Source organism: Ensifer sp. Root1252 (assembly GCF_001425885.1).
Classification (GTDB): Bacteria; Pseudomonadota; Alphaproteobacteria; order Rhizobiales; family Rhizobiaceae; genus Ensifer; species Ensifer canadensis.
In genome coordinates this window covers 1-25938 of the sequence record NZ_LMDT01000036.1, presented here as the reverse complement: position 1 = coordinate 25938, position 25938 = coordinate 1, and the positions used below count along the sequence as shown (strand labels likewise).

General features: G+C 61.6%; 24 protein-coding genes. 5 read left to right on the top strand and 19 right to left on the bottom strand.

Annotated features, from left to right (window positions below; all coding sequences use genetic code 11):
* Positions 1-422: 422 nt before the first annotated feature.
* Positions 423-662, bottom strand: coding sequence for a hypothetical protein (locus tag ASD02_RS38695; RefSeq protein WP_156408489.1), 240 nt, complete (start codon positions 660-662; stop codon positions 423-425).
* A 99-nt stretch (positions 663-761) separates the two neighbouring features.
* On the opposite strand from ASD02_RS38695, the gene ASD02_RS29720 reads away from it, so the two are divergent.
* Entirely contained in the window at positions 762-1070 is a 309-nt protein-coding gene (locus ASD02_RS29720; protein WP_244494309.1) for an I78 family peptidase inhibitor, read from the top strand.
* A 304-nt stretch (positions 1071-1374) separates the two neighbouring features.
* On the opposite strand, the gene ASD02_RS29715 is transcribed toward ASD02_RS29720, so the two are convergent.
* Entirely contained in the window at positions 1375-2505 is a 1131-nt protein-coding gene (locus ASD02_RS29715) for a citrate synthase (protein ID WP_057220077.1), read from the bottom strand.
* Positions 2506-2578: 73 nt separating this feature from the next.
* Here ASD02_RS29715 and ASD02_RS29710 point away from each other — a divergent pair, with 73 nt between their 5' ends.
* Positions 2579-3667 carry a citrate synthase/methylcitrate synthase gene (locus tag ASD02_RS29710; protein WP_057220000.1) on the top strand — a complete coding sequence of 363 codons (1089 nt, stop codon included), beginning with the start codon at positions 2579-2581 and terminating at the stop codon, positions 3665-3667.
* Between the two features lie 133 nt (positions 3668-3800).
* Here the strand turns inward: ASD02_RS29710 and ASD02_RS29705 are convergent, their stop codons facing one another.
* The 10 genes from ASD02_RS29705 to ASD02_RS29660 form a co-directional block, all read right to left on the bottom strand.
* Positions 3801-4622: an alpha/beta hydrolase gene (locus ASD02_RS29705; RefSeq protein ID WP_057220078.1), complete on the bottom strand. Its 822-nt coding sequence runs from the start codon at positions 4620-4622 to the stop codon at positions 3801-3803.
* 137 nt (positions 4623-4759) lie between these two features.
* Positions 4760-6397 carry an MFS transporter gene (locus ASD02_RS29700; RefSeq protein ID WP_057220001.1) on the bottom strand — a complete coding sequence of 546 codons (1638 nt, stop codon included), beginning with the start codon at positions 6395-6397 and terminating at the stop codon, positions 4760-4762.
* A complete protein-coding gene (locus ASD02_RS29695; protein ID WP_025430080.1) occupies positions 6394-6855 on the bottom strand; it encodes a DoxX family protein in 462 nt (153 codons plus the stop codon). Before ASD02_RS29695 ends, ASD02_RS29700 begins: the two co-directional genes overlap by 4 nt.
* A gap of 13 nt (positions 6856-6868) precedes the next feature.
* Positions 6869-8854 (bottom strand): amidohydrolase, encoded by a 1986-nt coding sequence (locus ASD02_RS29690; protein ID WP_113569788.1) that lies wholly within the window; start codon positions 8852-8854, stop codon positions 6869-6871.
* Positions 8854-9141, bottom strand: coding sequence for a DUF1427 family protein (locus tag ASD02_RS29685; RefSeq protein ID WP_025430081.1), 288 nt, complete (start codon positions 9139-9141; stop codon positions 8854-8856). Before ASD02_RS29685 ends, ASD02_RS29690 begins: the two co-directional genes overlap by 1 nt.
* A gap of 79 nt (positions 9142-9220) precedes the next feature.
* The gene (locus tag ASD02_RS29680; protein WP_057210453.1) at positions 9221-9877 is read right to left on the bottom strand and encodes a hydrolase; all 657 of its coding nucleotides are present in this window, start codon (positions 9875-9877) and stop codon (positions 9221-9223) included.
* Positions 9878-10091: 214 nt separating this feature from the next.
* On the bottom strand, positions 10092-11012 hold the full coding sequence (locus tag ASD02_RS29675; RefSeq protein ID WP_057217638.1) for a helix-turn-helix domain-containing protein: 921 nt from the start codon (positions 11010-11012) through the stop codon (positions 10092-10094).
* Positions 11013-11191: 179 nt separating this feature from the next.
* Entirely contained in the window at positions 11192-12010 is an 819-nt protein-coding gene (locus ASD02_RS29670) for an AraC family transcriptional regulator (RefSeq protein ID WP_309239179.1), read from the bottom strand.
* Positions 12011-12179: 169 nt separating this feature from the next.
* Positions 12180-12968: a helix-turn-helix transcriptional regulator gene (locus ASD02_RS29665; protein ID WP_057247426.1), complete on the bottom strand. Its 789-nt coding sequence runs from the start codon at positions 12966-12968 to the stop codon at positions 12180-12182.
* A gap of 479 nt (positions 12969-13447) precedes the next feature.
* A complete protein-coding gene (locus ASD02_RS29660) occupies positions 13448-14479 on the bottom strand; it encodes a PLP-dependent aminotransferase family protein (protein WP_239637610.1) in 1032 nt (343 codons plus the stop codon).
* A 691-nt stretch (positions 14480-15170) separates the two neighbouring features.
* On the opposite strand from ASD02_RS29660, the gene ASD02_RS29655 reads away from it, so the two are divergent.
* Complete coding sequence (locus tag ASD02_RS29655; protein WP_057220004.1) at positions 15171-16247, top strand: D-alanine--D-alanine ligase family protein; 1077 nt, start codon at positions 15171-15173, stop codon at positions 16245-16247.
* A gap of 104 nt (positions 16248-16351) precedes the next feature.
* Here ASD02_RS29655 and ASD02_RS29650 read toward each other — a convergent pair whose 3' ends face one another.
* The gene (locus ASD02_RS29650; protein WP_025430088.1) at positions 16352-16933 is read right to left on the bottom strand and encodes a dienelactone hydrolase family protein; all 582 of its coding nucleotides are present in this window, start codon (positions 16931-16933) and stop codon (positions 16352-16354) included.
* Positions 16934-17036: 103 nt separating this feature from the next.
* Positions 17037-17264: an amidohydrolase family protein gene (locus ASD02_RS29645; protein WP_057220005.1), complete on the bottom strand. Its 228-nt coding sequence runs from the start codon at positions 17262-17264 to the stop codon at positions 17037-17039.
* Between the two features lie 128 nt (positions 17265-17392).
* Between ASD02_RS29645 and ASD02_RS29640 the strand changes: the two genes are divergently transcribed.
* The gene (locus tag ASD02_RS29640) at positions 17393-18394 is read left to right on the top strand and encodes a hypothetical protein (RefSeq protein WP_025430090.1); all 1002 of its coding nucleotides are present in this window, start codon (positions 17393-17395) and stop codon (positions 18392-18394) included.
* A gap of 71 nt (positions 18395-18465) precedes the next feature.
* Here ASD02_RS29640 and ASD02_RS29635 read toward each other — a convergent pair whose 3' ends face one another.
* The 4 genes from ASD02_RS29635 to ASD02_RS29620 form a co-directional block, all read right to left on the bottom strand.
* Complete coding sequence (locus ASD02_RS29635; protein WP_057217646.1) at positions 18466-20076, bottom strand: FAD-dependent oxidoreductase; 1611 nt, start codon at positions 20074-20076, stop codon at positions 18466-18468.
* Positions 20077-20083: 7 nt separating this feature from the next.
* A complete protein-coding gene (locus tag ASD02_RS29630; RefSeq protein ID WP_025430092.1) occupies positions 20084-21304 on the bottom strand; it encodes a mandelate racemase/muconate lactonizing enzyme family protein in 1221 nt (406 codons plus the stop codon).
* A 26-nt stretch (positions 21305-21330) separates the two neighbouring features.
* Positions 21331-22749 (bottom strand): aldehyde dehydrogenase family protein, encoded by a 1419-nt coding sequence (locus ASD02_RS29625; protein ID WP_025430093.1) that lies wholly within the window; start codon positions 22747-22749, stop codon positions 21331-21333.
* A gap of 381 nt (positions 22750-23130) precedes the next feature.
* Complete coding sequence (locus ASD02_RS29620) at positions 23131-24189, bottom strand: adenylate/guanylate cyclase domain-containing protein (protein ID WP_025430094.1); 1059 nt, start codon at positions 24187-24189, stop codon at positions 23131-23133.
* A 152-nt stretch (positions 24190-24341) separates the two neighbouring features.
* Here ASD02_RS29620 and ASD02_RS29615 point away from each other — a divergent pair, with 152 nt between their 5' ends.
* Positions 24342-24800: an SRPBCC family protein gene (locus tag ASD02_RS29615; RefSeq protein ID WP_025430095.1), complete on the top strand. Its 459-nt coding sequence runs from the start codon at positions 24342-24344 to the stop codon at positions 24798-24800.
* A 72-nt stretch (positions 24801-24872) separates the two neighbouring features.
* On the opposite strand, the gene ASD02_RS29610 is transcribed toward ASD02_RS29615, so the two are convergent.
* The gene (locus ASD02_RS29610; protein ID WP_025430096.1) at positions 24873-25466 is read right to left on the bottom strand and encodes a histidine phosphatase family protein; all 594 of its coding nucleotides are present in this window, start codon (positions 25464-25466) and stop codon (positions 24873-24875) included.
* Positions 25467-25938 lie beyond the last annotated feature (472 nt).

Below are 25938 nucleotides of genomic sequence, written 5' to 3'. Positions count from 1 at the left end.
CGCCAAAGTCTCTTTCACAAAGAACCAGTTAAGGTTCCTCACGAGCTCCGCCGCCCACGTTTCTCTTTCTCTATATTCAACTGTCAAAGAACAGACGGACTAACCGTCAAAACTTCCCGCCGAGACTTAGCATCCCGACCAATCAGCATCCGCCAATCAAGGAAACCTTAAAACGAAGGACATCGTCGCCAGCAGCGCCGCCGCCCTCGTCAGTGATCGGGCTTATAGAGGAGCCTCAGCCCGGGTGTCAACAGGCAATTTTGTAAAACTTACACAAACTGCTCTTGGGGGCCTGAATCAGGACGCCAAGCCCTTAAGTTTTCCCACGTTGAAGTTGCCCGTAGAATCCGCACCCTCCAGCGCCACAATCGATGTGGATGAAGGGGACGGCACACGGAAACGAAACGTAAGCGCGCGCCTGATCAAGGAGCATTGTTTGAACAAACTGGAAATGTTCTGGGCGCTTGTGTTGGCGATCTGCAAGCGCCGAATGGATATCTGCTCCTGGCTTGAATCGCCTCCGACTTGGTTGACGCCTCATTCATGTCCGCATCGATCAGCCGCCCTACCCCGCCGCCGATCGTCTGCAGAAGGCTCTTGGTAAACTCAGGCTGCAAATCGACCCAAGCGATGCCGGGGCCATTCACGACCTTCTTGAGCATACCTTCGTCGCCGTTCAAATAGTTGGGAGATCGCCGCCGCAAGGGCCTCGCTGCCGCCTTATTCGTTTGATTGTTCGACACTTTCGACACGGAAGGATTGTGCCTTTGATTTACGCCCGTCAATTTGCTGCACTCGCAGCAAGTCTTCTCCTGCTTGCGGCCGCCGGTTGCCAAAAGGATCCTGAATCTACGGCTCCCCAGGCAGCAGGGCCGTGCAAGCCCGAGGCTGCAGAGACCCTGTCCGGAAAAGACAGGATTTCCGATGAGGACGCAAAACAGATAACGGGTGCGACGATCGTCCGGCAGCTGAAGCCCGGAGACCCGGCGACGATGGATTTTCGGCAGGAGCGCGTGACGATCGAAACGGATCCGGCCACGGGCAAAATCGTTCGCGCGATGTGCGGATAGACGTCGGTTTAGACGTGAAATGGGCACTCCGGCGATCAATTGATCGCTGGAACGCCCGGGCTATGTTTTGCCTATAGACGCTCGACATCGAACCGTCGGGGCCACACGAGTGCCCCCAGGGATATCGGCAGTGTCACCCCTCGGGGCACGTTACAACGGGCAAAATTACGGCAGTGCTGCCCGGCCGCCAGCCATCGGACCAGAACAAGGGCGGCAAGCAATGTCAGCGCGCTGACCAGGGCCAAGAACACAGAGGGCCCGGCACCCACCGTCGCAGTCGACGTCGAATGGCTTCAAAGCGCATTCACTGTCCGGAGTAGCGTGCTCTTGGGCGGATCAGATGTCCGCTTTCCACCTGCTCCATGGCATGCGCAAGCCAGCCGACCGTGCGCGCCAGAGCAAAGATCACCATCGGTGCCTCGTCGGGCAGATCGAACGTGGCGGCGAGCGAAGCTAGCGCGAAGTCGAGGTTAACCGGCTCGCCCAGAAGGTCTTCGCCTGCTTCGGCCAACAATCCATAGAGAGGCGGCGCTTCGAAACTGGCGATGATCGCCTTGGCGCGCGGATCACCCTGAGGATAGAGCCGGTGGCCGAAGGCCCGGACAGCGCCTTCTGAACCCAGCATGCCGCGGATCGCCTCGCGCACACCAACCGCGTTCGCCCGCTCTACAAGCTGTGTGACGCTGAGCCAGGCCCCGCCATGGCGGGGGCCGGTCAGTGTTGCAAGTCCGGAGAGGACAGCCGCCGAAAGCGCCGCACCGGACGAGGCGGTCACGCGTGCTGCAAACGCGGAAACATTCAGTTCGTGCTCCGCCGCCAAGACAAGCGCTTTTCGGATGGGCTCGACCGCCGCCGGTCGTTTCCATCCGATTGCCAGCCGCTGATGCAACGGCAGCGGCTCCGGCCACGGCGCCAGCGCCGCCGCCACGGTCGACAGCACATCTACCGCCTCCCCCCTCAATATCGGCGATGCGCGGCCAAGGGTCGGTAAGTCATCGGCTACCCGCGCGGCAAGGTTCATCAAGGCTGCGGCCAAACGGGATCGACCCGCCAACGTAACATCGGCCGCACGGACAGTGATCGTGGGTGTCTGCCAGAGCAGGGTCGCGACATCTTCCAGATCGGCTGTCAACGAGAGCTCAACCGCATCATGGCCACGATAAGACAGGCGTCCATCGGCAATACTGGAGATCGTCGTGGGTAGGACCGGGTCGCCCCAGCGGATCGCCTCGGCGGCGACGGCCGATGCGCGCGGGCGGCCCGCGTGACGTTCCGCCAGCCGCCTGACATCGTCAGCCTGATAAAGGCTGCGGCGCGAGTCGACTGGATCAGCCTTCGCGCGTATGCGCCCACGGCTCACATTCGCATAAAGCGTCTGCGGTTTGGTGCCGAGCTGACTGAGCGCCTCCTCAGCGGTGATCCAGAGCGGGTTCATATTGATCAAATTTATCAAGATTGACGTCAATACATCTTAGCCGGACCATTCTCCCGGTAAAGGAGAAACATCTATGAAAAACGGACTTGAAGATGTGATCGCCGCTGAAACGCAGCTCTCGGATGTGGATGGCGAGGCCGGTCGACTGGTCATTCGTGGTGTGTCGCTCGAACACCTCGTTGATGACGCCAGCTATGAGGATGTCGTTATCCTTCTGCTTGGTGGCCTGATCGAAGGAAATCTGCAGAAGGAGGAACTGCGCCGGCGTCTGGGGCACATGCGGACAGAGGTCTTCGCAGATATCCGGACTATCGACGACCATATACTGGAATTGCCACCCGTCGACATCATGCGCGCGCTCATCGCGCGGCTGCCTGATGGTGACGATCTCGAGGCAGCGCTCCGCCTGCTTGCTGCACCCGCCGTCTTCCTGCCGGCAATCCTGCGCCTGAAGAATGGCGACGAGCCGATTGCCCCATCGCCGTCGCTCTCCCAATCGGCAGACATTCTCGCGATGCTTGGCGGCGGGCTGCCGAGCGCGGAAAAGGTCAAAGCACTCGATGCCTATCTCGTGACGATTTCCGACCATGGCCTTAACGCTTCGACTTTCGCGTCAAGGGTGATCGCCTCCACCGGAGCCGGCCTCACATCGTCCGTCCTCGGGGCGATCGGTGCCCTCAAGGGGCCACTTCATGGCGGCGCGCCCGGACCGGTGCTCGACATGCTCCATGCGATCGGAACGCAAGAGAACGCGAAAGCATGGCTCAATCAGGCGCTTGATCGCGGCGAACGGCTGATGGGGTTCGGCCACAGAGTGTACCGCGTCCGCGATCCACGCGCCGATGCGCTAAAACTTGCTCTGAAGCCACTGATCGAGGCCGGGCAGGTTGATCGTGAACGCACCGAGCTTGCAAGCGCAGTCGAGCAGGCGGCGCTGGCTATCCTCAAGGAGCGCAAGCCGGACCGGCCGCTCGACGTCAATGTTGAATTTTACACGGCACTGCTGCTCGATGCGCTGGGCTTCCCGAGAGACGCGTTCACCGGCGTCTTCGCCATCGGCCGCACCATCGGCTGGATTGCCCATGCACGCGAGCAGGCGCTCAAAGGTCGCCTGATCCGCCCGCGCTCCGTTTATGTCGGGCCGCTGCCACGGGCTGCCTAAGTCACTGACATGGCGCCTGCGGCAGGCAACCGCGCAGCCGCCCACCCGCTTTGTTCAGCCTTTGCCGAAGAGCCGTTGGAGCCGGGTCGAAAAACCCGGCTCCAACGGCTGCATGACAAAGACACGCCCGATATCAAGCCTTGATGAAGGCCAGGACGTCGGCGTTGAACTTGTCGGGCTCGATCTGGGCCAGGCCATGTGCCCCACCCTTGTAAACGATGAGCTTGGCGTCCTTTACGATCTTGGCCGTCTTTGCGGCGGATGCGGCAAACGGAACGATCTGGTCGTCATCGCCGTGGATCACCAGCGTCGGGCGATCGATCTTCTTCAGGTCGTCGGTGTAGTCGACTTCGGAGAATTCGCGGATGCAATCATAGTGACCCTTGATCGAGCCTACCATGCCCTGCAGCCAGAAGGATTCGCGAAGCCCGTCATTCATCTTGGCGCCTTCGAGGTTGAAGCCATAGAAGGGAAGAGTGAGTTCCTTGAAGAACTGCGAGCGATCGCCCGCGGTGCCCTTGCGAATGCCGTCGAAAACCTCAATCGGCGTTCCTTCTGGGTTCGCCGCAGTCTTCAGCATGAGCGGAGGGACCGCGCCGACGAGAACCACCTTGGCAACGCGCCCGCTGCCGTGACGGCCGATATAATGGGCCACTTCGCCGCCGCCGGTCGAATGCCCGATCAGGATCGCATCATTGAGGTCGAGTTTCTCGATCAGTTCCGCCAGATCGTCGGCATACTGATCCATGTTGTTGCCGTCCCACGGCTGGTCCGAACGACCATGGCCGCGCCGATCGTGGGCGATGACGCGGTAGCCGTTCTGCCCGAAGAACAGCATCTGGGCTTCCCAGGCGTCGCCCGATAGCGGCCAGCCGTGGGAGAAGACGATCGGCTGTCCCTTGCCCCAATCCTTGTAGAAGATGTTGGTGCCGTCCTTGGTAGTGATGAAACTCATGGGGTTCTCTCCATCTGGTGTTGGGATCGGGTTCTGGGCGCCAAGGCCGAGGCCGGGCAGAAACAAGGTGGCGCCGACTGCGCCGGCGGTCCTGAGGACCGTTCGGCGGGCAACTGGAAAAAGCGCGTTCCAATCTGTCATGGCGTCTCCTTGATGTTGTCTCTCGCCTGCGTCAGGCGCTCCGGCCCGACAGTCAGCAGGTGGCGAACGAGCGGAGCTGCGTCGCCGCGATGGAATTTGCGCACCTCCTGCTGCAGGTCGGCATCGGCCTTGGAGACCCGTCGATGCTGGCGCAGATGCTCGGCCCAGGACTCGACGAAGAACCATTCGACCATGATCTCGGCATCAGCAGTGTCTTCCGTCACACCCCAGCCATAGGCACCGTCCCGCCGCCGTTCCGAAGAAAGCCTGTAGAGAGCGCTCGTGAATCCCTGTCGGTCGGCGGGATCGACGCGATATTCTATGGTGATCAGCACGGGGCCGCGGTCATTGTCGATCGGCGAGGCCGTCAACGGCTCGGGCCAGTGATTGGAGGCGACCAGATCAGACTCACCGGCAGGCAGCTTCACGAGGTGAAACACCACGCCAACGACCACCAGCCCGGCGGCGCCGACCAGAAGGGTCGCCGGAACGCCAAGGAGTTCCGCTATGGCACCCCAGGCCAGGCTTCCGGCGGTCATCGCGCCGTTGAACACCGTGAGGTAGACCGCAAGCGCCCTACCGCGCACCCAGTTCGGCAGGATCGCCTGAGCCGCGCCGTTGAGTGTCGTCAGCGCTGATATCCATGCGGCTCCGAGGCTCAGCAACAGGATGATCGCCACCCATTGCGGCGGTGCAGATGACAGGCCGGCCATGACGACGGCCGTGACCAGCGCGGCGGCGAGCAACAGGCCATCTGCACTGAGGAGCCTACGCAGCCGCGGCATGACGAGGGCGCCGCCAATCGCTCCGGCTCCGACGGCCCCGAGAAGGACCCCGTAAAAGCCGGCATCCCCGCCGAGCAGGTTGCGTGCAACGAGCGGCAGCAGCGCCCAGACGGCGCTCGAAAACGCGAAGAACACGGCAGCGCGCAGCAGCACCACGTGCAGTTCGCGGCTGGCGCGCGCATAGCGCAGACCCGCGCGAAATGCGCCGGCGAACTTCTCCGACAAGCCATCGTCCGCACCGGGGGCGCGCCGCCACCAAAGCAGGGCCGCGATGACGAAGAGATAGCTCGCAACGTCGGTTGCATAGGTGATGGCCGCACCGAAGCTCGCAAGGATGAGCCCGCCGACCGCAGGGCCAATCGCACGCGAGATGTTGATGCCGAGCGAGTTCAGGGCGACGGCGCTCTTCAACTCCTGCCGCGTGACGAGTTCGGGAACGATCGATTGCCAGGTGGGTGCCATCAGCGCAGCACCTATGCCGCCAAGAAAGGTCAGCGCCACGAGCGAGCTGACGCTCTGCAATCCGGTCGCTGAAAGCAGCATGAGCCCGATGCTGACGGACGCCAGCAGAAGCTGGATGACGATCAGAAACCGGCGGCGATCGAGGATATCAGACAGAACGCCCGCAGGTATGGCGAGCAGGAAGATCGGCAGGGTCGCAGCAGCCTGAACCATGGCAACGGCCGCCGGAGCACCGGAGAGATCGGTCACCAGCCATGAACTGGCGACGTCGCGGATGAAACTGCCGGTATTGCCGATGACGGTGGCCACCCAAAGGACGGCAAAGACGGGCTGGCGCAGCGGTGCAAAGCCGCCTGCGGCCGGCGGCGGCGTGACATTCTGGGTCATGGCAGCGGTTCGCCTCCCGCCTCGTTTCGACGGTCAAGATCGTACCAGGCGACCAGCAGGAAGGCGCCGGCAAGGCCGAGATGCTCGAAGAAGGCGTTGGTCGCCATGAACCGTTCCTGGCCGGGGGCCAGCTCCCAGAAGCGCAAGGCGATGAAGGTTGCGGCGAGCGTGAACGCGGCGAGGCCGAGAGCGGCAAGCCAACGCAGAATGCCTGCGAGGATCATGGCCGAGGCGAGAAGTTCGAAGACGATCACCGCCACCGCGAACAGCGCGGCCGGCTGAAGTCCGAAATGGTTCATCTCGCCGAGAGCGGCATCAAAGTCGAGGATCTTCGTCAACGGCCCCTGGATATAGGCGGCGCAGAGCCCAAGATGGGCGATGAACCGAATAGCGGGCGTGGTCACAAACGGCTGGACACCGGCCGCCAGCCGCGACGCAATTGTGGAGGAATGTGTCATTGCGGCTCCCTCCTCACACCGCCCAGCAGGCGCAGCCGAGCGCGCCGAAGAAACCCTTGAGATCGGCGATCGGCAGGCGTGATGTCCAGGCGCCGGCGTGGTCGTGGCCGTGGACATTGCAGTCGTTCAGGCATCCGCATGTGGAGATTGCGGTGCGGCGAAGGCTTCGTTTGCCGGCACCTTCCGGTTCGCCCCAGGCGGCATAGCCACCGAAGGTCCTGACCGGCGACCAGTCGGGCATGGCGGGCGGCACCGGGTTTTCGTCATGGGTGGCGAAGTCACCGGCGGCATAGACGACCTTGCCGCCGACCACAGTCAGCTCGGACGTCAGGAACGAGATCTCGTCCTCGGCACAGGCGAAGAAGTCCTTGTTCGGCACGATCAGGTCGGCGAACTGGCCGTTTTCGATCCGGCCTTTCTTGCCTTCCTCGTTGGAAAACCAGGTGACCTTTTCGGTCCACATCCGCAGCGCCGTCTCGCGATCGAGGCAATTGGCGCGGGGGTAGAGTTGCAGCCCGCCCACCGTCTTGCCGGTCACCATCCACGACAGCGAGACCCAGGGATTGTAGGAGGCGACACGGGTGGCATCGGTACCGGCGGAAACATTGACGCCCTTGTCGAGCATCCGTTTGATCGGCGGTGTCGCTTCGGCGACGCCGTGGCCGTAGCGCTCGACAAAATATTCGCCCTGATAGGCCATGCGATGCTGGGTTGCGATGCCGCCGCCAAGCGCCGCGATCCGGTCGATCGAGCGCTCGGAAATTGTCTCGGCATGGTCGAAGAACCAGTTCAGGCCTTCAAGCGGGATGTCCTTGTTGACCTTCTCGAAGACGTCGAGGGCGCGGGAGATCGTCTCGTCATAGGTGGCATGAAGACGCCAGGGCCAGCGGTTTTCGGCAAGGATGCGCACCACCTCTTCCAGTTCGCCTTCCATTTCCGGAGCCATCTCCGGGCGTGGCTGGCGGAAATCCTCAAAGTCCGCGGCGGAAAACACCAGCATCTCACCGGCGCCGTTGTGGCGGAAATAGTCGTTGCCCTGCTTGTATTTGACCGAGGAGGTCCAGTTGAGGAAGTCCTCTTTCTCCTGTTTGGGCTTCTGGGTGAAGAGATTATAGGCCAGCCTCACGGTCATCTGCCCCTCATCGGACAGTTTTTGGATGACCTCGTAATCATCGGGATAGTTCTGAAAGCCGCCACCAGCATCGATCACGCCGGTTACGCCCAGACGATTGAGTTCGCGCATGAAATGGCGGGTCGAATTGACCTGATAATCGAGCGGCAGTTTCGGCCCTTTGGCGAGCGTCGAATAGAGAATGCCGGCATTGGGCTTGGCGAGCAGCAGACCGGTCGGATTGCCCTGGGTGTCGCGGGTGATTTCGCCGCCCGGCGGGTTCGGCGTATCCTTCGTGTAGCCAACGGCCCTGAGCGCCGCACCGTTGAGCAGCGCACGGTCATAGAGATGCAACAGGAAGACCGGCGTGTCGGGCGCGATCGCATTGATCTCCTCGATCGTCGGCAGGCGCTTTTCAACGAACTGATGCTCGGTAAAGCCGCCGACGACCCGCACCCATTGCGGCGCTGGCGTGATCGCCACTTGGCGCTTCAGCATATCCATGGCGTCGGCGAGCGAGCGCACGCCGTCCCATCGCAGCTCCATGTTGAAGTTCAGGCCGCCGCGGACGACATGGGTGTGGTTGTCGATCAGCCCGGGCAAAACCCGCTTGCCCTTGAGATCGATGATCCTGGTGTCGGGACCGGCGAGCGCCATGATCTCCTGATCCTGGCCGACGGCGAGAAACCTGCCGTCCTTGATCGCGACCGCGCTGGCGTTGGGATTGGAGCGGTCAAGCGTGGTGACGAGCCCGTGATGCAGGATAAGATCGGCGTCCATCGGATTGTCTCCCTTGGTCGAAACGGTGTCGGCGGCAAGCGCCGGCGAAAACAGCGAGGGGAAGGCGAGCGTCGAGGCTGCCCCCAGAAAACCGCGGCGTGTCGGCATCAGCCCACCTCCCCTTTCGAAGAACGGTCGCGCGTCGCCACGTCATGGTCGGTTCCCGTCGGCAGCGCGCCGAAAACGTGGGGCACGCAACGGCTGTTGAACCAGGAGACGGTGACCGGCGCGCCAGAGACCAGCCGCTTGACGAGCGGAACGGCCTGTTCGCCGACGAGGATGCCGAGCAGGCCAAGCAGGGCGATCACGGGCGGCGCCGGCGAGCGCACATTCAGCAGTCCGTAGATGACACCGACCAGCAGACCGACGCCGAGCGACAGAAGATACATTTTCATCGAGTTCTCCTCACGGGACGGGTTGCCCGCTTCTCCGTCCCGCCGACTGGCGAGACGGCAACCTTCGGAATGAGGACGATCAGTGGCCTTCGGAGGCGCCGAACATCGTCTTGGCGTAGATAATGCCGAGGCCGTAGGCGCCGCCGAACTTCTTGGCGATACCGGTCGTCATGTCGTAGGTCTCGGTGCGGGCCCAGTCGCGCTGGAGTTCCAGCATATATTGCAGCGACGTCATCGGCCGAACGCCAGCCTGGACCATGCGGTCCATCGCCCGATCGTGTGCCTCGTCCGAGACGTCACCGCAGGCATCGGCAATCACATAAACCTCGAAGCCCTGATCGAGCGCAGAGAGCGTCGGGCCGACGATGCAAACGCTGGTCCAGAGGCCGCAAAAGACCAGCCGCTTCTTGCCGATGGCGTTGACATTGTCGATGACGGCGGCGTCTTCCCAGGTGTTCATCGAGGTACGGTCGAGAAGGCCCTGGCCTGGAAAGGCATCGGTGATCTCTGAGAACATCGGGCCCGAGAAAGCCTTCTCCGCCACCGTCGTCAGAATGGTGGAAACGCCGAAGCCGGCGGCCGCATGCGCGACCAGCGCCGCATTGTTGCGCAGCAAGACAGCATCGATCGACTTCGTCGCAAAGGCCATCTGCGACTGGAAATCGATCATGATCAGCGTGTGGTCTTTCGGCGAAACCAGGAGGCTGCCGGGCGTCGGCGTGGCGTTTAAGGTCATGGTCATCATCTCCTCGATGTCCTGGATTCTGAAGATCCGCAGGGAATGACCCGACTATGCCCGAGCCGGGCTGCCCGTTCTTGTCGGATATGCTGATGTTTTGAACATTCTGCCCGAGATACATCGCAAGCAAAGCGCAAAAGTCATATTGGAAGCAACGGCATAAGGATGGAGCGCGTGCCGCCGCAAGCAAGGCCCGCGCGCGGCCAGACCGCTAGGCCCTGCGACTGCGCCGCCAGGCGCCGGGGGATGCCCCCGTCGCCCGGGCAAAGACGCGCGTGAAGTGGCTCTGATCGGCAAAGCCGCTGGCGACCGCGATTTCACCGATCGTCAGCGACGAAAATTCCAGCATGTCGCGCGCCCTGTCCAACCGCTGCTGCAGGAACCATTGGAACGGCGTGATACCCAGTGTTTGGCGAAAGGCGCGCAGGAACGTGCCCTGTGACAGATGACAAGCCTCAGCGAGTTCCTCGATCGACAAATCGCCGCCAAGCCTGCTTCGCATTAGTTCCTGCACCATCGACAGGCTGCGCGCCGAGAGCCTGCGCCCCTTGATCGCTGCCCCCGACGTCGTGCGGTGGCTCGCACTGCCGTAGTGTTGAGCGACGTGGATTCCGATCGCCACCGACAATTGGTCGACGAACAAGGGGCTTCTCTCCAATTGGCCGTTCATGTCTGCAAACAGCGCCGCCATCAGCCCGCCCAACACTGGATCGGCTCGCTCGCCGACCGCACACAGTTCGCGGACGCCGCTCAGATCGGCGCAGTCGGCCATCCGCTCGATCGCGCTGTGCCCCACCTCGAGCAAAACAAAATCGAAGCTGCCGGAGAGATCCGCCTGATAGGGATCGTGAAAGTTTCGGAGGTAGACGGAGTTCTCGTCGAACTCATGCATTGTCTCGTGGTGTTCGTGAAGGATCCGCCGGCGATGGCCCCCCGACAGTGACAGGCCGAGCAGATAACCGCGGTTGTTGGCCGGCGTGTGCACGCGCTCGCGCGGTGCGGCCTGCGCTTTCTTGCGATAAAAAGTCAACCCGGCGCCGTCAATCCGCCGGTCTTCGTCGAGGCCAGCCACTGTACATCCGAAACTGTCGCGGGGTGGAGGTGCGATCGCGATCGAAGAAGCTGCTGTCATACCTCCGCCTCCGCACAACTTCGCTGCCTGTCCGCGACCACGAGGGTGCCGACTGCGGCGGTCTCAACTTTTGCACGACACCGCTTCGCCAGCGTGCTTGCGCAGCATTGCGTCCGAACATCACGATCATATGAACCGAATGGCTGTCTTGTCGATGGCATCGCGACTATTGTCTTCCGTCACAGGGGCGCTTTTTCCAGCTCCAGGCGTCGGGTACGCCGGAAGCGCGCTGGCGTTTCGCCGGCGATCGCCACGAATGTCTTAGTCATATGGCTCTGATCGGCAAAGCCGCAGGATATGGCAATCTCTGCGATCGGCACGTTCTTCAACAACAACTCCTTCGCACGGGTAACCCGATATTCGGCCAGCCACCGCAAAGGCGTACAGCCGAAGCTCACCTTGAATGCCTTGATGAAATAGCTTTTCGACAACGCACAGGCCTCGGCAAGCTCGCTGAGCGAGAACTGCCCATCGACATGGCCCGAGAGAAAGTCGAGCGCCCTTTTCTCCTGCCACGCAGCCAGCGTCCCCTTGCGCTCTTTGGGTAGATAGAGCCCGCCATAGGTCTGCATCAAATGCGTCAGAATCGCGAGGCTCACCTGGTCGAGAAAGAGCTGGCTTGCCTCTTGCGGTCTCTCGAAAGCTGGAAGCAATGCCTGCGCTAGCCCCAGCATGACGCCGTCATGCGTGCCCGGCGCACAGCGCAGACCGGTAAAGTCAGGCCGTCCCTGTTCAGTCGCAAAGGCGCGCATCTGCGAGAACGGTATCTGAAGGCGCACATTGTCAAAGGGCGACAGGTGATGGCAGCGCCATTCCTCGCGCAGGTCGGTGATGGCAAGCGCTCCCTTGCGATGCCCGCCCTCAAAGACAAGGGTGCCGCCCCGCCACAGCCGATGCAGGCGAAAATCACTGAGCTGGGTGATGATGTTGAACGCCTCCTCGCGCCTGTTGGCAACCGCCGGACCCAGGTCGCAGCCATCACTGCTCAACCGCGTCAGGGTTATGGGGGGAACACGCAGGATCGATCGGCGCAAGGCGCCCACTTCGCTGGCCGTTTCTGGACGAGACTCTAAATTCAACAAAATTCCCCGAAAGTGCACCAGGCATTCAAGCAATGCAGAATACGATACACTGCCGCCAACAATCAATTCCGTCCCGCGACCGGCGCTAATGCAGAGGTGCGCTCCGCCAGGCTTGTGGTGTCGTACCGGTCTCCCCCAGAAACACCGTCGTGAAATGGCTGAGGCTGCTGAAGCCGCAAAGGAACGCGATCGAGCCCAGAGGCAGTGAACTCGCGCGCAGAAGCTGCTTGGCCTGAACAACGCGCCGGCGCATCTGCAATTGATGGGGCGCCCGTGTCGCTTCCTGCCGAATGTGGAACGCCGTCGGATCATTGGATCCGTCGAAAGGATTTCCGCCGTCGTCGCCCTGCATCTCGGCCGAATGGTGGTGCAGAAGATGGGCGCAAACGGCCACGGCGACATGCTGCAGCAGCTCGGGTGGGCTGCTGTCCATACGTTCAAAAAGGGCCAGAAGCGCCAGTCCGAGACTGCAGAGTATCGAGTCCACTTCGCCACGCCGGCACACCAGCCGTTGTGGCTTGACCGTCGGTGACAGGGCGGCGACTTCCGCGATCAGCGTCTTGGGAAGGACGAAGGCAAGCGCGCTCAGGTCGCTATGGAGCGCGATCGAGGCCCCCTGGCGCAGATCGACGAGACATATCGAGCCGCGCACGTATCGGCGAACAGCAGACCTCTCGCCGTTTACCTTGATGTCCGCATGTTCGGCATCATCGAGGTAAAGCATCAGAAAATAGGCTTCACATGCGGGCAGAGCCACTTCTGGCCGCTGCGCCCGCGTCAAACGCCTTCGAATTCGGGTGACCGAAAAGACCGCTGCCTCCATCGGGATCGTCGTGAGGCACGGAGCGTCCGGCGTTCCAAAATAGCGCCCCACGCACCCCATTTCCGGACAAGGAGAAGTCAACTCTAGCCTCCCAACCGACGCACTGCGTCATGGCCAAAGCATTGCAAACATTTGATCAAAAACCTCGGTGCATCCGAGACTGGCATGCAAGACCCATCATGGCACGAGACCGTTTTTCGCGACCGCTCTGGCCTCATGGAATGTCTACCGGTTCATCTTTTGCCCACCGTAGGGGCAATCCGCGCGCAGCGACAAGGGCTTCGCGCGGATTCAGTCGGGAATGTTCAAAAAGGAAGACCGTCGTTCAATAAGATGGGATCCGCCTAGCCAAAAATCGCGCTGGGCCAGACGTTCATGGCTATCGCCAGAAGCGTTTCGCATCCACCAGATCGACACACAGACGTCTTCGGCCGCGTCAACAGGGCCCCTTCTTATTGCCCTTTGCGATCAGGACGCCGCTGCCGGAACCCCGGACAGTCTCGGACGTTGCATTGACCGGTCACGTAATTCTAACCAACATCGGGAGTTCTGCGAAAATCTCCGCGCTTGAAGACCTCCGCCAGGATCCTGGTCCCCATATCTGCTTCTTGTTCGGAGAGCCCCGAAAATCCAAGCAGCAACCTGGATGTGTCCGATGAAGCGACATTCATGCGGGAAAGGGGCATCACAACAACGCCTTTCTTTAGCGCAGCCTGTGAGACGGCGGTGTCGTTGCTCCAGGTCCCTGTGCTGCGCACGGTCAGATTGATGCCCTGATCCGGCAGCAAAATGCCGAGATGTTCGCTGGTACGATCTTTCAAGAGATTTGCAAGCAAATCGCGTGAGGCACGCAGACGCTCCCTGAGCCGGCGCAGATGCGCCGGAAAATATCCCTCATTGAAAAAGTCGCCGACGACACGCTGCTGAAACGTCGGGGGACAACGGTCAAGCGCGGGACGCACGGCCCTGAATACTGGTACCAGATCCATCGGAACCACGAGATAGCCGATGCGCAGGCTCGGCAGCAGGGCCTTGCTGAACGTCCCCGTATAAAGCACCCGGCCGGCCTGATCGAGGCCCTGAAGCGATGCGATCGGATGCCCATCGTAGCGAAACTCGCTGTCATAATCGTCCTCGACGATCCAGCAGCCATTCTCCCGCGCATAAGCGAGCAACTCCAGCCGCCGGGGCAGCGAGAGGACGGAACCGACGGGGTACTGGTTGGATGGCGTCACATAGAACAGCGTCGGTGGCGGGGAGCAGGCAGCCAACTTCTCCGTCATGATGCCGTCGGCATCAACGGGAAGACCGATGATTTTTACGCCATTCAGTGCCAGGCATTGTCTGGCCGGCGGATAACAGGGGTCTTCGACGACAGCCGTATCGCCCGGCGTCATCAGGACGCGGAACGCGAGATCAAGCGCTTGCTGTGTCCCGGCGGTGATAAATATCTGCTCGGCCGCGCAACGCACCCCGCGTGAAGCGGCCAGATGGGCCGCAATGGCGCTCCGCAGCTCGAATTCGCCCTGAATGTCGCCGTAGCCTTCAGCGGCATAGTTCATGTGCCGGCCAGCAATGCGGTTTAGCAATCTCGCTGTCCGATCGTCATGAGCGATGCGCCCCGTGACAAACGGCAAAACCTTCTGCGGTTCGAGGCTAGGCCCGGAGGTGAGAACTCTCGTGGCAGCGTCGGAGACAGCGCGGCGGGTCGAGTAGGCGATCGTCTCATTGCGATGGTCGATTCTGGACAGCCCGCCTGGAACGCCTGACGCAATATATGTACCGGACCCATGCCGGGCGACCGCAAAACCTTCCGCGACGAGGATTTCATAGGCTTCGGCAACCGAGCCGCGTGAAAGCTTCCATTCCTTTGCGGCCAGACGTGTCGATGGCAGCCGTTGCCCGGCATCCAGCCGACCGTCAGCAATTGCACCGCGCAGGGAAAGATAGAGCTGTCTCACCAAGGGTGCTGGCGAAGAGGTATCGATGCTTGGCCGAAAACCCACCGACGGGCTCTCTCTTCGCCGTTTCAGTGTCATGGGCGCCTTTCGTCAGAGTGGCTCATCAATCTCGCCAATAGTGGCTCTGTAATCTTCTCATATGTTGAATTTAAATCGAGCCACTTTCAAGCCGCCATCACAACGACGTCGGCCGGAAATTGAATTGCACCTGCGCCTACACGGGACACCGATACGGGAAATGGCATTGCCGTCAGTCTCTGGCCATTTACGCTCTGTCATTTTGGAGACTTTCATGACCCCTTCTTCGACCAGGCTGCGTATTGCCGTCCTCTTCGGCGGACGCTCGGCCGAACACGACGTTTCCGTACTTTCGGCTACCAATGTCATGCGCGCTCTGGAGCCTGCAAAATATGATGCCGTGCCGATTTTCGTGACGCGCGAAGGTCAATGGTTGTTGAGCCACTTCGACAATGGTGTGCTTGCCAAGCCTGCGAGCGGCACGCAGATCAGCCTTGTTCCCGGCGGGCACGGGCGGATGGTGGCGATTTCGGCCGAGGGAAAGATGAGCGATGCCGGCACCATCGACATTCTGTTTCCGGTCTTGCACGGCCTTCATGGTGAAGATGGCTCTGTGCAGGGGCTTGCAGAGGTGGCGCGCGTACCGCTCGCCGGTTGCGGGATTCTCGGCTCGGCGACCGCACTCGACAAGGATATTGCCAAGCCGCTTCTGAGGGCCGCCGGCCTCCCGGTCGCGCGCTCGGTGACGATCCACAAGGATGCGGCACCTGATCTCGCTGTGCTCGAAGGCGAACTCGGGCTGCCGCTGTTCATCAAACCCGCCCGGCAGGGGTCATCCGTTGGCGTTAGAAAGGTATCAGGCAGCCAGGAGTTCGCGCCGGCGTTGGTCGAAGGTTTCCAGCATGATGGCAAGCTGCTTGCCGAGGAATATGTCGCTGGGCGCGAGATTGAATTCAGCGTGCTGGAAGATCCGAAAGGTGGCCTTTTCGTCTCTCGTCCCGGCGAGATCATCCCGGCCGAATCCCACGGCTTTTACAGCTACAACGCAAAATATATCGACGAGGACGGCGCGGCGCTCAAGGTACCAGCGGAACTGCCGCCCGAAGTTGAGGCAGAGATGAGGGCGGCGGCGGCAAGGGCATTCAGGGCTTTGGGCTGCGATGCCATGGCGCGTGTCGACTTCTTTCTGACGACGGGCATGACGTTCGTTGTCAACGAAGTGAACACCATTCCCGGTTTTACCGACATCAGTATGTATTCCAAGGCGATGGCGGCAAGCGGCGTCAGTTATGCCGAAATCATTGAAAGGCTCATTGCCCATGGCCTGACACGTGCCGGCCGAAGCGTCTGAACATGCAAACACAGACCCGTCAGCCGAGCGGGCGGATCAAACGAATCCGCCCAAGGACGAGGCCCACTTTCGAAAATGAGCTCAAGCCAAGACGCCGGCATGGATCAGACGCGATCGAGGAACTCGAGCACTCGGATGGTGAGCAACGCGGTCGCATCCGCGTCGTACGACGGGAGCGAACTGTCGGCGAAGTAGTGCTGTTCGCCGGGGTACAGGAACAGCTCTGCGTCCTCGACCTTCTCCACGATCTCGCGGGCCGCGTCGATGTCGCCCTCCCCGACGAAGATCGGGTCGTTGTCCATACCGTGGATCTGGACCGCCACGTCGTCCGGCCAAGGCCCGAAGGCCCACTCGCCGCTGATCGGCAGGCAAGAGTAGAAGAGCAGAGCTCCGCGGGCTCCGGGCCGCGTCTGTGCCAACTTCTGTGCCGGCAGCACACCGAACGAGAACCCGGCGTAGACGAGTTCGGAAGGCAGTTCGTTCGCGACGCGGACCCCGCGCTCCCGCATTTCGTCGAATCCGACCTTGCCGATGTAGGCTAGCCCCTCGTCGATACTCTCGAACGTCCGTCCATCGAACAAGTCCGGCATGTGCACGATGTGACCGGCGGCCCGCAAGTCGTCGGCGAACGCCCGCACACCCGAGGTCAACCCCTGTGCGTGGTGGAACAACAGGACCTCAGCCATATGGAGCCTCCGGGTGTGATGGTCGGGCGCACGTTTCATCACTCTACAGCGACGTCGCCCGGCCCGGAAGAATGCGGACACGTTATAGAGATTTCGTCCCCAGCTAGTCTTGGCCGCTACCGAGTTCGTCGTGAACGACCCTGCCACCAAGCAGCGTCAGCACCGAGCGCAGCCTATGGATGTCGGATGCCGGCATTGTCAGATACGGCCTATCCAGGACGGCGATGTCAGCCAATTTTCCCGCCGACAAGCTGCCTCGCTCATTCTCGTCAAAGGCGATCCAAGCGGCATTGTTGGTGTAGAGCCTCAGCGCCTCATGTCGGTCGTGCAAGCATGGTTCGTTCCAGCCGCCAGCGGGTTTTCACTTTGCCCGTGATCGGTGGTTGCCACATCGGCTGCCAGGTTCTACCATAGGTTTCTCTGTCGGTTATCACTTGGGTATCCTTGATGAGGCCCCCGATGAAGATATTGCTGTCCACACTAGCGCTATCCGGCCATTTGATTTCTTCAGCCGTGGCCGAAGACGGGAAGATTCCAGCCTATTTCGTTCTGGATCAAACCTATGGAGGTGGCTTTGACACCGCCGCCTGGCAGGCCGCGATCGATGCCATCAAGGGTCATGGGAGGCTGGTGCATACTTACAATTTTGCTGGAGACAAACAGGTCGTCAGCCAAGCACAGCAGGACGTAGCCAAGGCAAACGCCCAAAAGCCGATCTACCTGGTGAATGAGAAAGTGGCCAAGGATTCCACCGAACTCCGGCAATCGCTGGCCACGTTCAAGGAGCAGTTGCGGAACGATACGAATTCCAAGGGATCGCAGGTAGTCGCCGAATGGCCGATGTGTGCGCTCGTCGAGCAAGGGTCGGAAGGTGCGGTCCGAGCCATGCAGGGCGGTGTGATCCTGTTGATCGACCACCCGCAGGCCGCAGCTCATTGCTACGCGATGGTACAATCATATTTCCTCACTCCGGCCGCCCCGGACGGCAAGCGGGCCGCGCCGGTCAGCGTCGACGCTACAACCGTCGCGATGCAGGCTAAGTTGCCGCCCATGAAGCTCGCCAGGCACATATTGGCCGATAAGGCGGCATCCAAACGGGGAGATTTTGTCGAGCGCCCGACAAACGTCTTTAAGCCGGGCGAAGAGATCTTCGTCTATGCCTATTTCGAGAATGTCGGGCGGATCAACGTCGGCACGCCGATGTCAAGCTACGAGATCGGGCTCGATATCGAGGTGCGGGACCCTGCTGGCAAGGTTCTCAGGACATTCCCCGACGCGCACGTGTTCAAGGCCGAATCTCCCCCGCCATTTCCGGTTTCCGCCAAGCATTTTACCAATTTCGCGACTGCCGGCATCGCCCTGCATGACCCGGGAGACTATGTCGTGGCATACATCTTCCACGACCGCTCGCGGCCAGAAACGCCGCCGGTGACCGCCGCGTTCGAGGTGACTGTCAAGTAGCAGCCCCAGTCATACGATGGCGCCGTGTTACTCAGTCGCTTCACAGCGTCGAGAGAATATCGAGATGCCGGCTAGCTTCCGGTGATGATCATAGTCGCGGCTTTTTCGGCGACCATCATCGTCGGGGCATTGATGTTTCCGGCCGTGATGTTGGGGAAGATCGAAGCGTCAACTATTCGCAAGCCATGCAACCCATGCACCTTTAGCGATGCATCGACGACTGCGGTGGAATCATCCGGGCCCATCGCTGCGGTGCCGCACAGGTGATAAATTGAACCGCTATGCTCCCGAAAATAGTCCAGGAGCTCGGCGTCGGTGGAAGCTTCTGCAGAAGGAGGCATTTCGCTTGCAGTAATCGATTGCAGTGCCGGTGCGCTCATGATTTTGCGCGCAAGCCGACTTGCCTGAAGCGCCTCCGCCTCGTCATGGGCAGTCGTCAGGTAGTTGGGGTTGATGCGCGGTGCAACGGTGACATCGGGCGACGCGACCGTGACACTGCCTCGGCTGGTGGGCCTGCATGCATTGAACGCCAACAGGAAACCGGAATAGGGCTCCGGCTTCAGACCGGCGCGCGGGTCGGACGGAATACGATAGGAAAGCGGGTTGAAATAGAGCTGGATGTTTGGCCTCTCCTCACCCGGCTCGCCGCGCAGGAAGCCTCCGGCCTGGTTGACGCTGAGAGCCAAGGGACCGCGTCTTGTCAGCACGTAGCGCAGCGCCTGCCGCGCCTGACCGAACAGGTTCCCCAGCTCGTCGTTCAGCGTCGGAACGCTTGAGCGGTAGTAGAAGCTCGCGCAAAGATGATCCTGAAGGTTTCTCCCAACCGCCGGCAGATGTCGGACGACGGGGATACCGAACGTTTGCAGCTCTCGGCCATCGCCGATACCGGAGAGCTGCAGCAGCTTCGGCGTATCGACCGCACCGGCACATAGGATCACCTCGTTCCGGGCGGAATAGATTACCATCCCATCGGGTGTGGCAACCTCCACGCCGGTCGCCCTTCCTTCCTCGACGACAACCCTTCTGGCATGGCTCCTGCGCAGGATGGAGAGATTGGGGCGGTTGAGAGCCGGCCGCAGATAGGCGAACGACGAGGACGAGCGCACGCCATTTCGCGTATTGATATCGTAAATCCCTGCGCCCTCGATCGACGCGCCATTGAAGTCGGTATTGAGCGGCAGTTGCAGTTCGGCACAGGCAGAAAGGAACCGCGCGGTAATCGGATGGGTCTGGCCGCGCATCGGCGTGACGTGGATGGGGCCGTCCCCGCCATGAAATTCGGACTGGCCATGCGCATGGGTTTCAAGTTTCTTGAAATAGGGCAGCACGTCCTCATGGGCCCAGCCGGGATTGCCGGCCTTAGCCCAGTCGTCGAAATCCGCCGCGGCGCCCCGCACGAAGATCATGGCGTTTATCGAACCCGAGCCACCTTGTACCTTGCCGCGCGGCGCATAGATGCGGCGATTGTTCAGGGCGGCTTCCGGCTCGGTCCAGTACATCCAGTTGACGTTCGGGTCATAGTAAGACCGCGCATAGCCGACCGGGATGCGAAACCACGGTGAACTGTCGTTGCCGCCCGCCTCGAGCAGCAGCACGCTGTGTTTGCCTGTCTCGCTCAGGCGCGCCGCAACGATACAGCCGGCGGATCCCGCCCCGACAATGATGTAGTCGTAAGTGGTCATGTGTTCCTCAACCGCGCGCCGGGGCAAATGCCTTGATGTCGGCGGGCTTGTCGTCCATCTGCAGGTGCAGACGCTTTCCTTCGTAGGGCGAGTGCTTTTCAACCACCTCGAGATTGAGCTCCACGCCGAGCCCCGGTTCGCAAGACGGGATGAGATAGCCATCGTCGAACTGCAATGGCGTCTTGAGAATCTCGGCGTAGAAGCCTGAGAAGTCGATGATCGCCTCGTGGATGAGGAAATTGGGGGTGGCCGCAGCGAGCTGGATGCTCGCCGCCGCCCCGATCGGTCCGTTGTAGAGGTGCGGTGCGATCTGCGCATAGTGCGCCTCGGCCATGCCGGCGATCTTCTTTGCCTCCAGCAAGCCGCCGCACCGCGCGACGTTCATCTGCAGGATCGAGGCTGCGCCCGTTTCAAGCACGCGCTGGAACTCGTATTTGGTCGTCAGCCGCTCGCCCGTGGCAATGGGGATAGAGGTTGCCTTGGCAACAGATGCCATCGCTGCCTCCTGACCAGGCGGCACCGGCTCCTCGAACCAGAGCGGATCGTATTTTTCGAGCCGTCGCGCAAGGCGAATGGCCGAGGACGGCACCATCTGGCCATGGGTGCCCAAGAGCAGGTCGGCTCGCCCGCCGACCGCGGCACGGACCTTGGCGCAGAATTCTTCGCACCGCTCCATGACGCCAAGCGAAAGCTGGTGGCCGGAATAGGCGGTGTAGGGGCCGGCCGGATCGAACTTGACGGCGGTGAACCCCTTCGTGTCGACCATTTCCGCCGCGAAGTCGGCGGCAAGCTCTGGATCGTTGTAATCATATTCGCCGGCTGCATTCTTGGGGTAGAGATAGGTGTAGGCACGCAGCTTTTCGTGCACGAGGCCGCCCAGCAGCTTGTGCACCGGTCGGCCGGCAGCCTTGCCGATGATGTCCCAGCAGGCGATTTCGAGACCGGAGACGACGCCCATGATCGTCGGGTCCGGGCGCTGCGTGAAGCCGCTCGAATAGGCCGAACGCCAGAAGCGCTCGATATCGTGCGGATCGTGGCCGAGGAGATGGCGCTCGAACACATCCTCGATCAGCGGCACCAACGCGTTCGGATGGAAGGCGGTCGCGTAGATTTCCCCGACCCCTTCGATGCCGCACTTCGTGGTGAGCCTGACGAAGATCCAGTACATCCCGCCGATATGGGGCGGTGGGACGGCAACGACATGAACGGCGAGCGAAGCGATCTGCATGTTGAAGTTCCTTCTGACGAATCCGATCAGTGCTTCAGCACCACGAGACGAGTTTGTGTGAATTCGAGCATGCCGTGCTTGCCGTCATCGCCCCCGAGGCCCGAGCGCTTCCAGCCTGCATGGAATCCCTGATAGGGATCCGCCGGGAAGCGGTTCACATAGAGTTCGCCGGCCTCGATGGTGTCGGCAAAGCGCATGACCGTGCTGTAGTTGTTGGTGAAGAGAACCGAACTCAGACCGAACTGGTGATCGTTGGCAAGCGCCAGGGCTTCCTCGACGCTGTCATAGGAAAGCACGGCGAGAACTGGGCCGAACACCTCTTCGGCGACGACGTCCATCTCCTGCCGGCAGTTGGAAAGCAGGGTTGGCGGGTAGTAGTTGCCCACGCCTTCCGGCAGTACGCCGCCAGCCTCTATGCGTGCCCCCTGCTCCACCGCATGGCGAACCATCGCGTGAACATTGGCCTGTGCCGATTTCGTTTCAAGTGGTCCCATACGCGTCGGATCGCTGGCGCGGTCGCCGAACGTCCTTGCCGCAAAGCCGGTGCGAAGCCGCTCGAGAAGTGCGTCGTGGATGGACGTATGCACATAGACCCGTTCTGGCGCCGTGCAGACCTGCCCGCAATGATTGGTCTTGGCGGCAACGAGCTGAGCGGCAACCGCATCGATATCCGCATCGGGTTCGACAATGACAGGTGTCTTGCCGCCGAGTTCCAGTGATGGCTTGGCGATATTCGCCTTGCAATATTCGAGAACGACGCGGCCGGCCTGCAGGCTACCGGTGAGCGTTATCATGCCGACCGACGGCTGCGTGCAAAGTGTCGCGGCGACGTCATGCGACATGGTCAAGATGTTGACCAGCCCGGCCGGAAGGTCCGCGTCGAGCGCCGCCTCGGCGATCTCGAAAGCGGAGGCAGGCGTCGAGTTGCTCGGCCGCACCACAACGGCGTTGCCAGCGATCAGTGCGGGGGCAATCTTGCGCACCAGCGTATAGACCGGAAAATTGAACGGGATGAGGCAGGCAACGACCCCGATCGGCTCACGCTTCAGAAGCAAGGTCTCGCCCGGATTGTCGCTCTGGATCACTTCCCCTTCGATCCGGCGCGCCCACTCCGCATGATAGCGCATCAGCTCGACGCCATAGATCGCTTCTGCCGTGGCATCGGCGAGGCTCTTGCCGGACTCCAGAGCGAGCGCCGCGCCGATCTGGCCGGCGCGCGCCTCGATTGCCGCCGCGAAACGGCGCAAGGCATCCCCGCGAGCGATCGCCGGCAAGGCTTTCCATGTCTTCTGCGCTGCGGCTGCGTTTTCAACCGCTGCGATTGCCTCCAGCGCGCTCGCCGCGGGCACCCTCGCAATGACCTCTCCGTTTGAGGGATCGAGCACCGGGACCAAGTCCGATGCGGGCTGAAACGCGCCGGCGACAAAGTTGCGATAGTCGGTCAAGACGATATCCTTTTATGTTTCCACCATAGGACAGGCTTCAGAACGTGCTCCGGCCGGGAGCCGCATCGAGTAATGTTCTTGTGTAAGGGTGGCTCGGGTCAAGGAGCACTTTCGCTGCCTCGCCCCGTTCGACGATCTCGCTCGCTGAGGCACCAGAGATGAAGACGAATCGCGCTCGGCCCGCAGAGATTGTTTGCAGGTTCAGCCTGAAGGCTCGCCTTGACAAGACAGTATTCTGAACGAAAGCGCCGCGCGTCTTATCAGACACGCAAAGGTCGCTGTAGCACTTCGAAATGCTGCGAAAGCGCCCAACGTTGACTGGAACTGGCGATGGTTGCACCGAGACAATCCCGCCAACGATCGACTTCGGCCGCGAACCGCTCAGGTATCCGGCAACGTGAAGACTGCGCAAGGCGCCGCGATGCCGCGCAGCACGTGTTCGCCCAGCGACACCAGCGGCGTGACGGTCTCGGCGGCGACCGCGCCCGAGATCAGCACCGACCGGCCGAGCGGCCGGCAAAGGCCCTCCAGTCGGCTGACCAGGTTTACCGCGGGACCGATTGCGGTGAAGTCCAGCCGGTCGGCCGTGCCGATATTGCCCCACAGCATTTCGCCGAGATGCAGTGCCGCGCCGAAGGGCAGCGGCGGTAGCCCCTCTGCCTGTCGCAGGGCATCGAGGTGGGCCATGCCTGCGTGGGCGGCGGCGACCGCTCGCAGCGCCGCTTCGCAGGCGTCAACCGGTGCACTGGCAACCGGGAAGATTGCCAGCACGCCATCGCCGACAAACTTCAGCACCTCGCCACCGAAGGCGTGTATCGCACCGGCAACACGGTCGAACCAGGCGTCGAGGACAGCGATCATTGCCGCAGGTTCCGTCGCCTCGGACAGGGCGGTGAAGTTCCGCAGATCGGCGCAAAGCAGCACAGCGCGGATAGTTTCTCCGGTGCCGCGGTGCAGCGCGCCCGCCTGCACCCGGGCGGCACTGCGTCGGCCGAGATAGGCCTCGAGCAGCGTTGCAAGGGCCGCCCGCTCGGCCAAGGCAGCCAAAGGCGCGGTGGCGAAGCGCGCGGTCTGCCGCAGTCGGCCGATCTCAGCAGGGTCGAACAGACGCGTGCCGGCCCAGCCAAGCAACCGCCCGTCCGGCGCTGGGCCAACCGTGTCCTCCTGCACCGGGCCAAGCGCACTCAGCCAATCGCCCCCAGCCTGGCTTTGCGGGCTGTCGGCAAAGCCCAGTGCTTCGATCACTGCTCCGGTCTCGGCTCGCCACAGCCAGGTGCGGCGGGTAACGATCGGATGGGGCACCGCCAGTGTCAGGGTACCGCCGACCAACGGAAAGCCGTCGGCCAGCAGCCGGCCGCCGAGTTCGGCCAAGAACCGGTCGGGGCCAAGCGAGGCGCTGGCCTCGTCCACCAGCCAGGCGAGATGGGTGGGCAGATCCATGCACGATCATACCGTCAGGTCCCCAACCTGTCATCCGTGCAGGTGGTAGCGCGGTTAGCCCAGCGAGCATATCATCGTGGAAGGAGCTGATCCGATAGCCGTCAATTCTGCGCCGCAGTCTGGGCAGATCATAGCAACCAAAGGGGAAGCCGATGCAAGAGGCCCTCATCGTCCGCCGTGAAGCACACATCCCGGCTCCGCCAGCCGCGGTGTTCGCTCTGCTGACAGATCCTGAGAAAATCCTGCGCTGGATGGGAACGGAGGCGCAGATCGAGCCGCAGCGCGGCGGGCTCTACCTCGTCAACGTCACCGGGGCCCGTTTCGCTCGTGGTTCATTCCGCGAGGTGGTGCCGGTGCACCGCCTGGTATACAGCTTCGGCTGGGAAGACAGCGAAGTGGTGCCGCCGGCCTCAAGCCTTGTCGAGATCGACCTCGTCGAACAACCACCGGACGGAACGCTGCTTCGCCTTACCCACACGGGCCTGCCCAGTGCCGAGCAGTGCGCCGGTCACGCGGAAGGCTGGGCCCATTACCTAGACCGGTTGGCCGAGGTTGCCGCCGGGCGTGATCCGGGGCCGGACCCCTGGCACGGCCGCACTGGTAGGGAATGACTCCGCGGCCAGTATCTTGGCACCTGAGCCTGCCGGCCTGCATTGGCGCTCAGCGATCAAAGGATGAACCCGTTAGGCAAGCATGCTGGGTACGGGATCACTGACTATACTGAATTCACCGTCGCAAAGGCGGTAGAACCCGTCTTGAGGAACGGGTAACTCCAACATTTCGCGCTTCGAAAGACCGGAATACACGCCGCGCACCAATCTACCAAACAGCCCATGAGAAACCGCAACCGTTGGATTGGTGACGTCTGCGATCCAGTCCTTTGCCCGGGAGCACGCAGCATCGAAGCTCTCTCCGTCTGGAGACTTGAAATACCAGTCGAAAGCGTCGGAGCCATCCAGCATTTCCGGAAACTCGGTGTCGATCTCGAACTTCGTCATCCCGTCCCAACAGCCGACGGAAACCTCCATCAGGCGGGCTTCTTCATGGGTTGCCAGTGGCAGCACCCGCTTCACGCGTTCTGCAGTTTGTCGCGTTCGGCCTAGAGGGCTAATGTGCATTTGGAATGATTGCCTACTTTCCGAAATTTCCTTCTGAAGGAGTTTCGCGACGCGATCCGCCTGTTCGATGCCGCGCTCCGTAAGGGGAGAATCTTTCTGCCCCTGGAACCGACCCAAGGTGTTCCAAATGGTCTCGCCATGGCGAAGCAGGTAAATCATCAATGTTGCCCCAAACGAAGTAATGCGTGGATTAAGTGAGTTCTTGGACCGAAGGAGTGGTCTCTTGTCACGGCGAATTTGTGCAGGACATCGATGAAAGGGTGATGGCCCCAATTGGCACTCCTGCAGCCTGACGTTTCGCGTAGATTGAGTGCATCTGCTACTTCAAGTCGCATTCTTGACACGTGCGGTCGCCAACGTGAAGGAAGTTTGAGCTTCATCGTTCTCTTGCGCCAAGCAGTCTCCGCTGGTGATGAGGGATCGCACTGAGCATACGAACTCTCCCTGCCGTCGAACGCAAAACACCCCCGGATCGCTCCGGAGGTGTCGTATCAACTTGCATGGCGCTGCCCGAGCGGGCGCGCCTTTCACTCATCAGGCAGACAGTGCCTTGAACTCGGAGAGGATGGCTTCGCCCATCTCGACGGTTCCGACCTGGCGTGCGCCTTCGGCCATGATGTCGCCGGTGCGG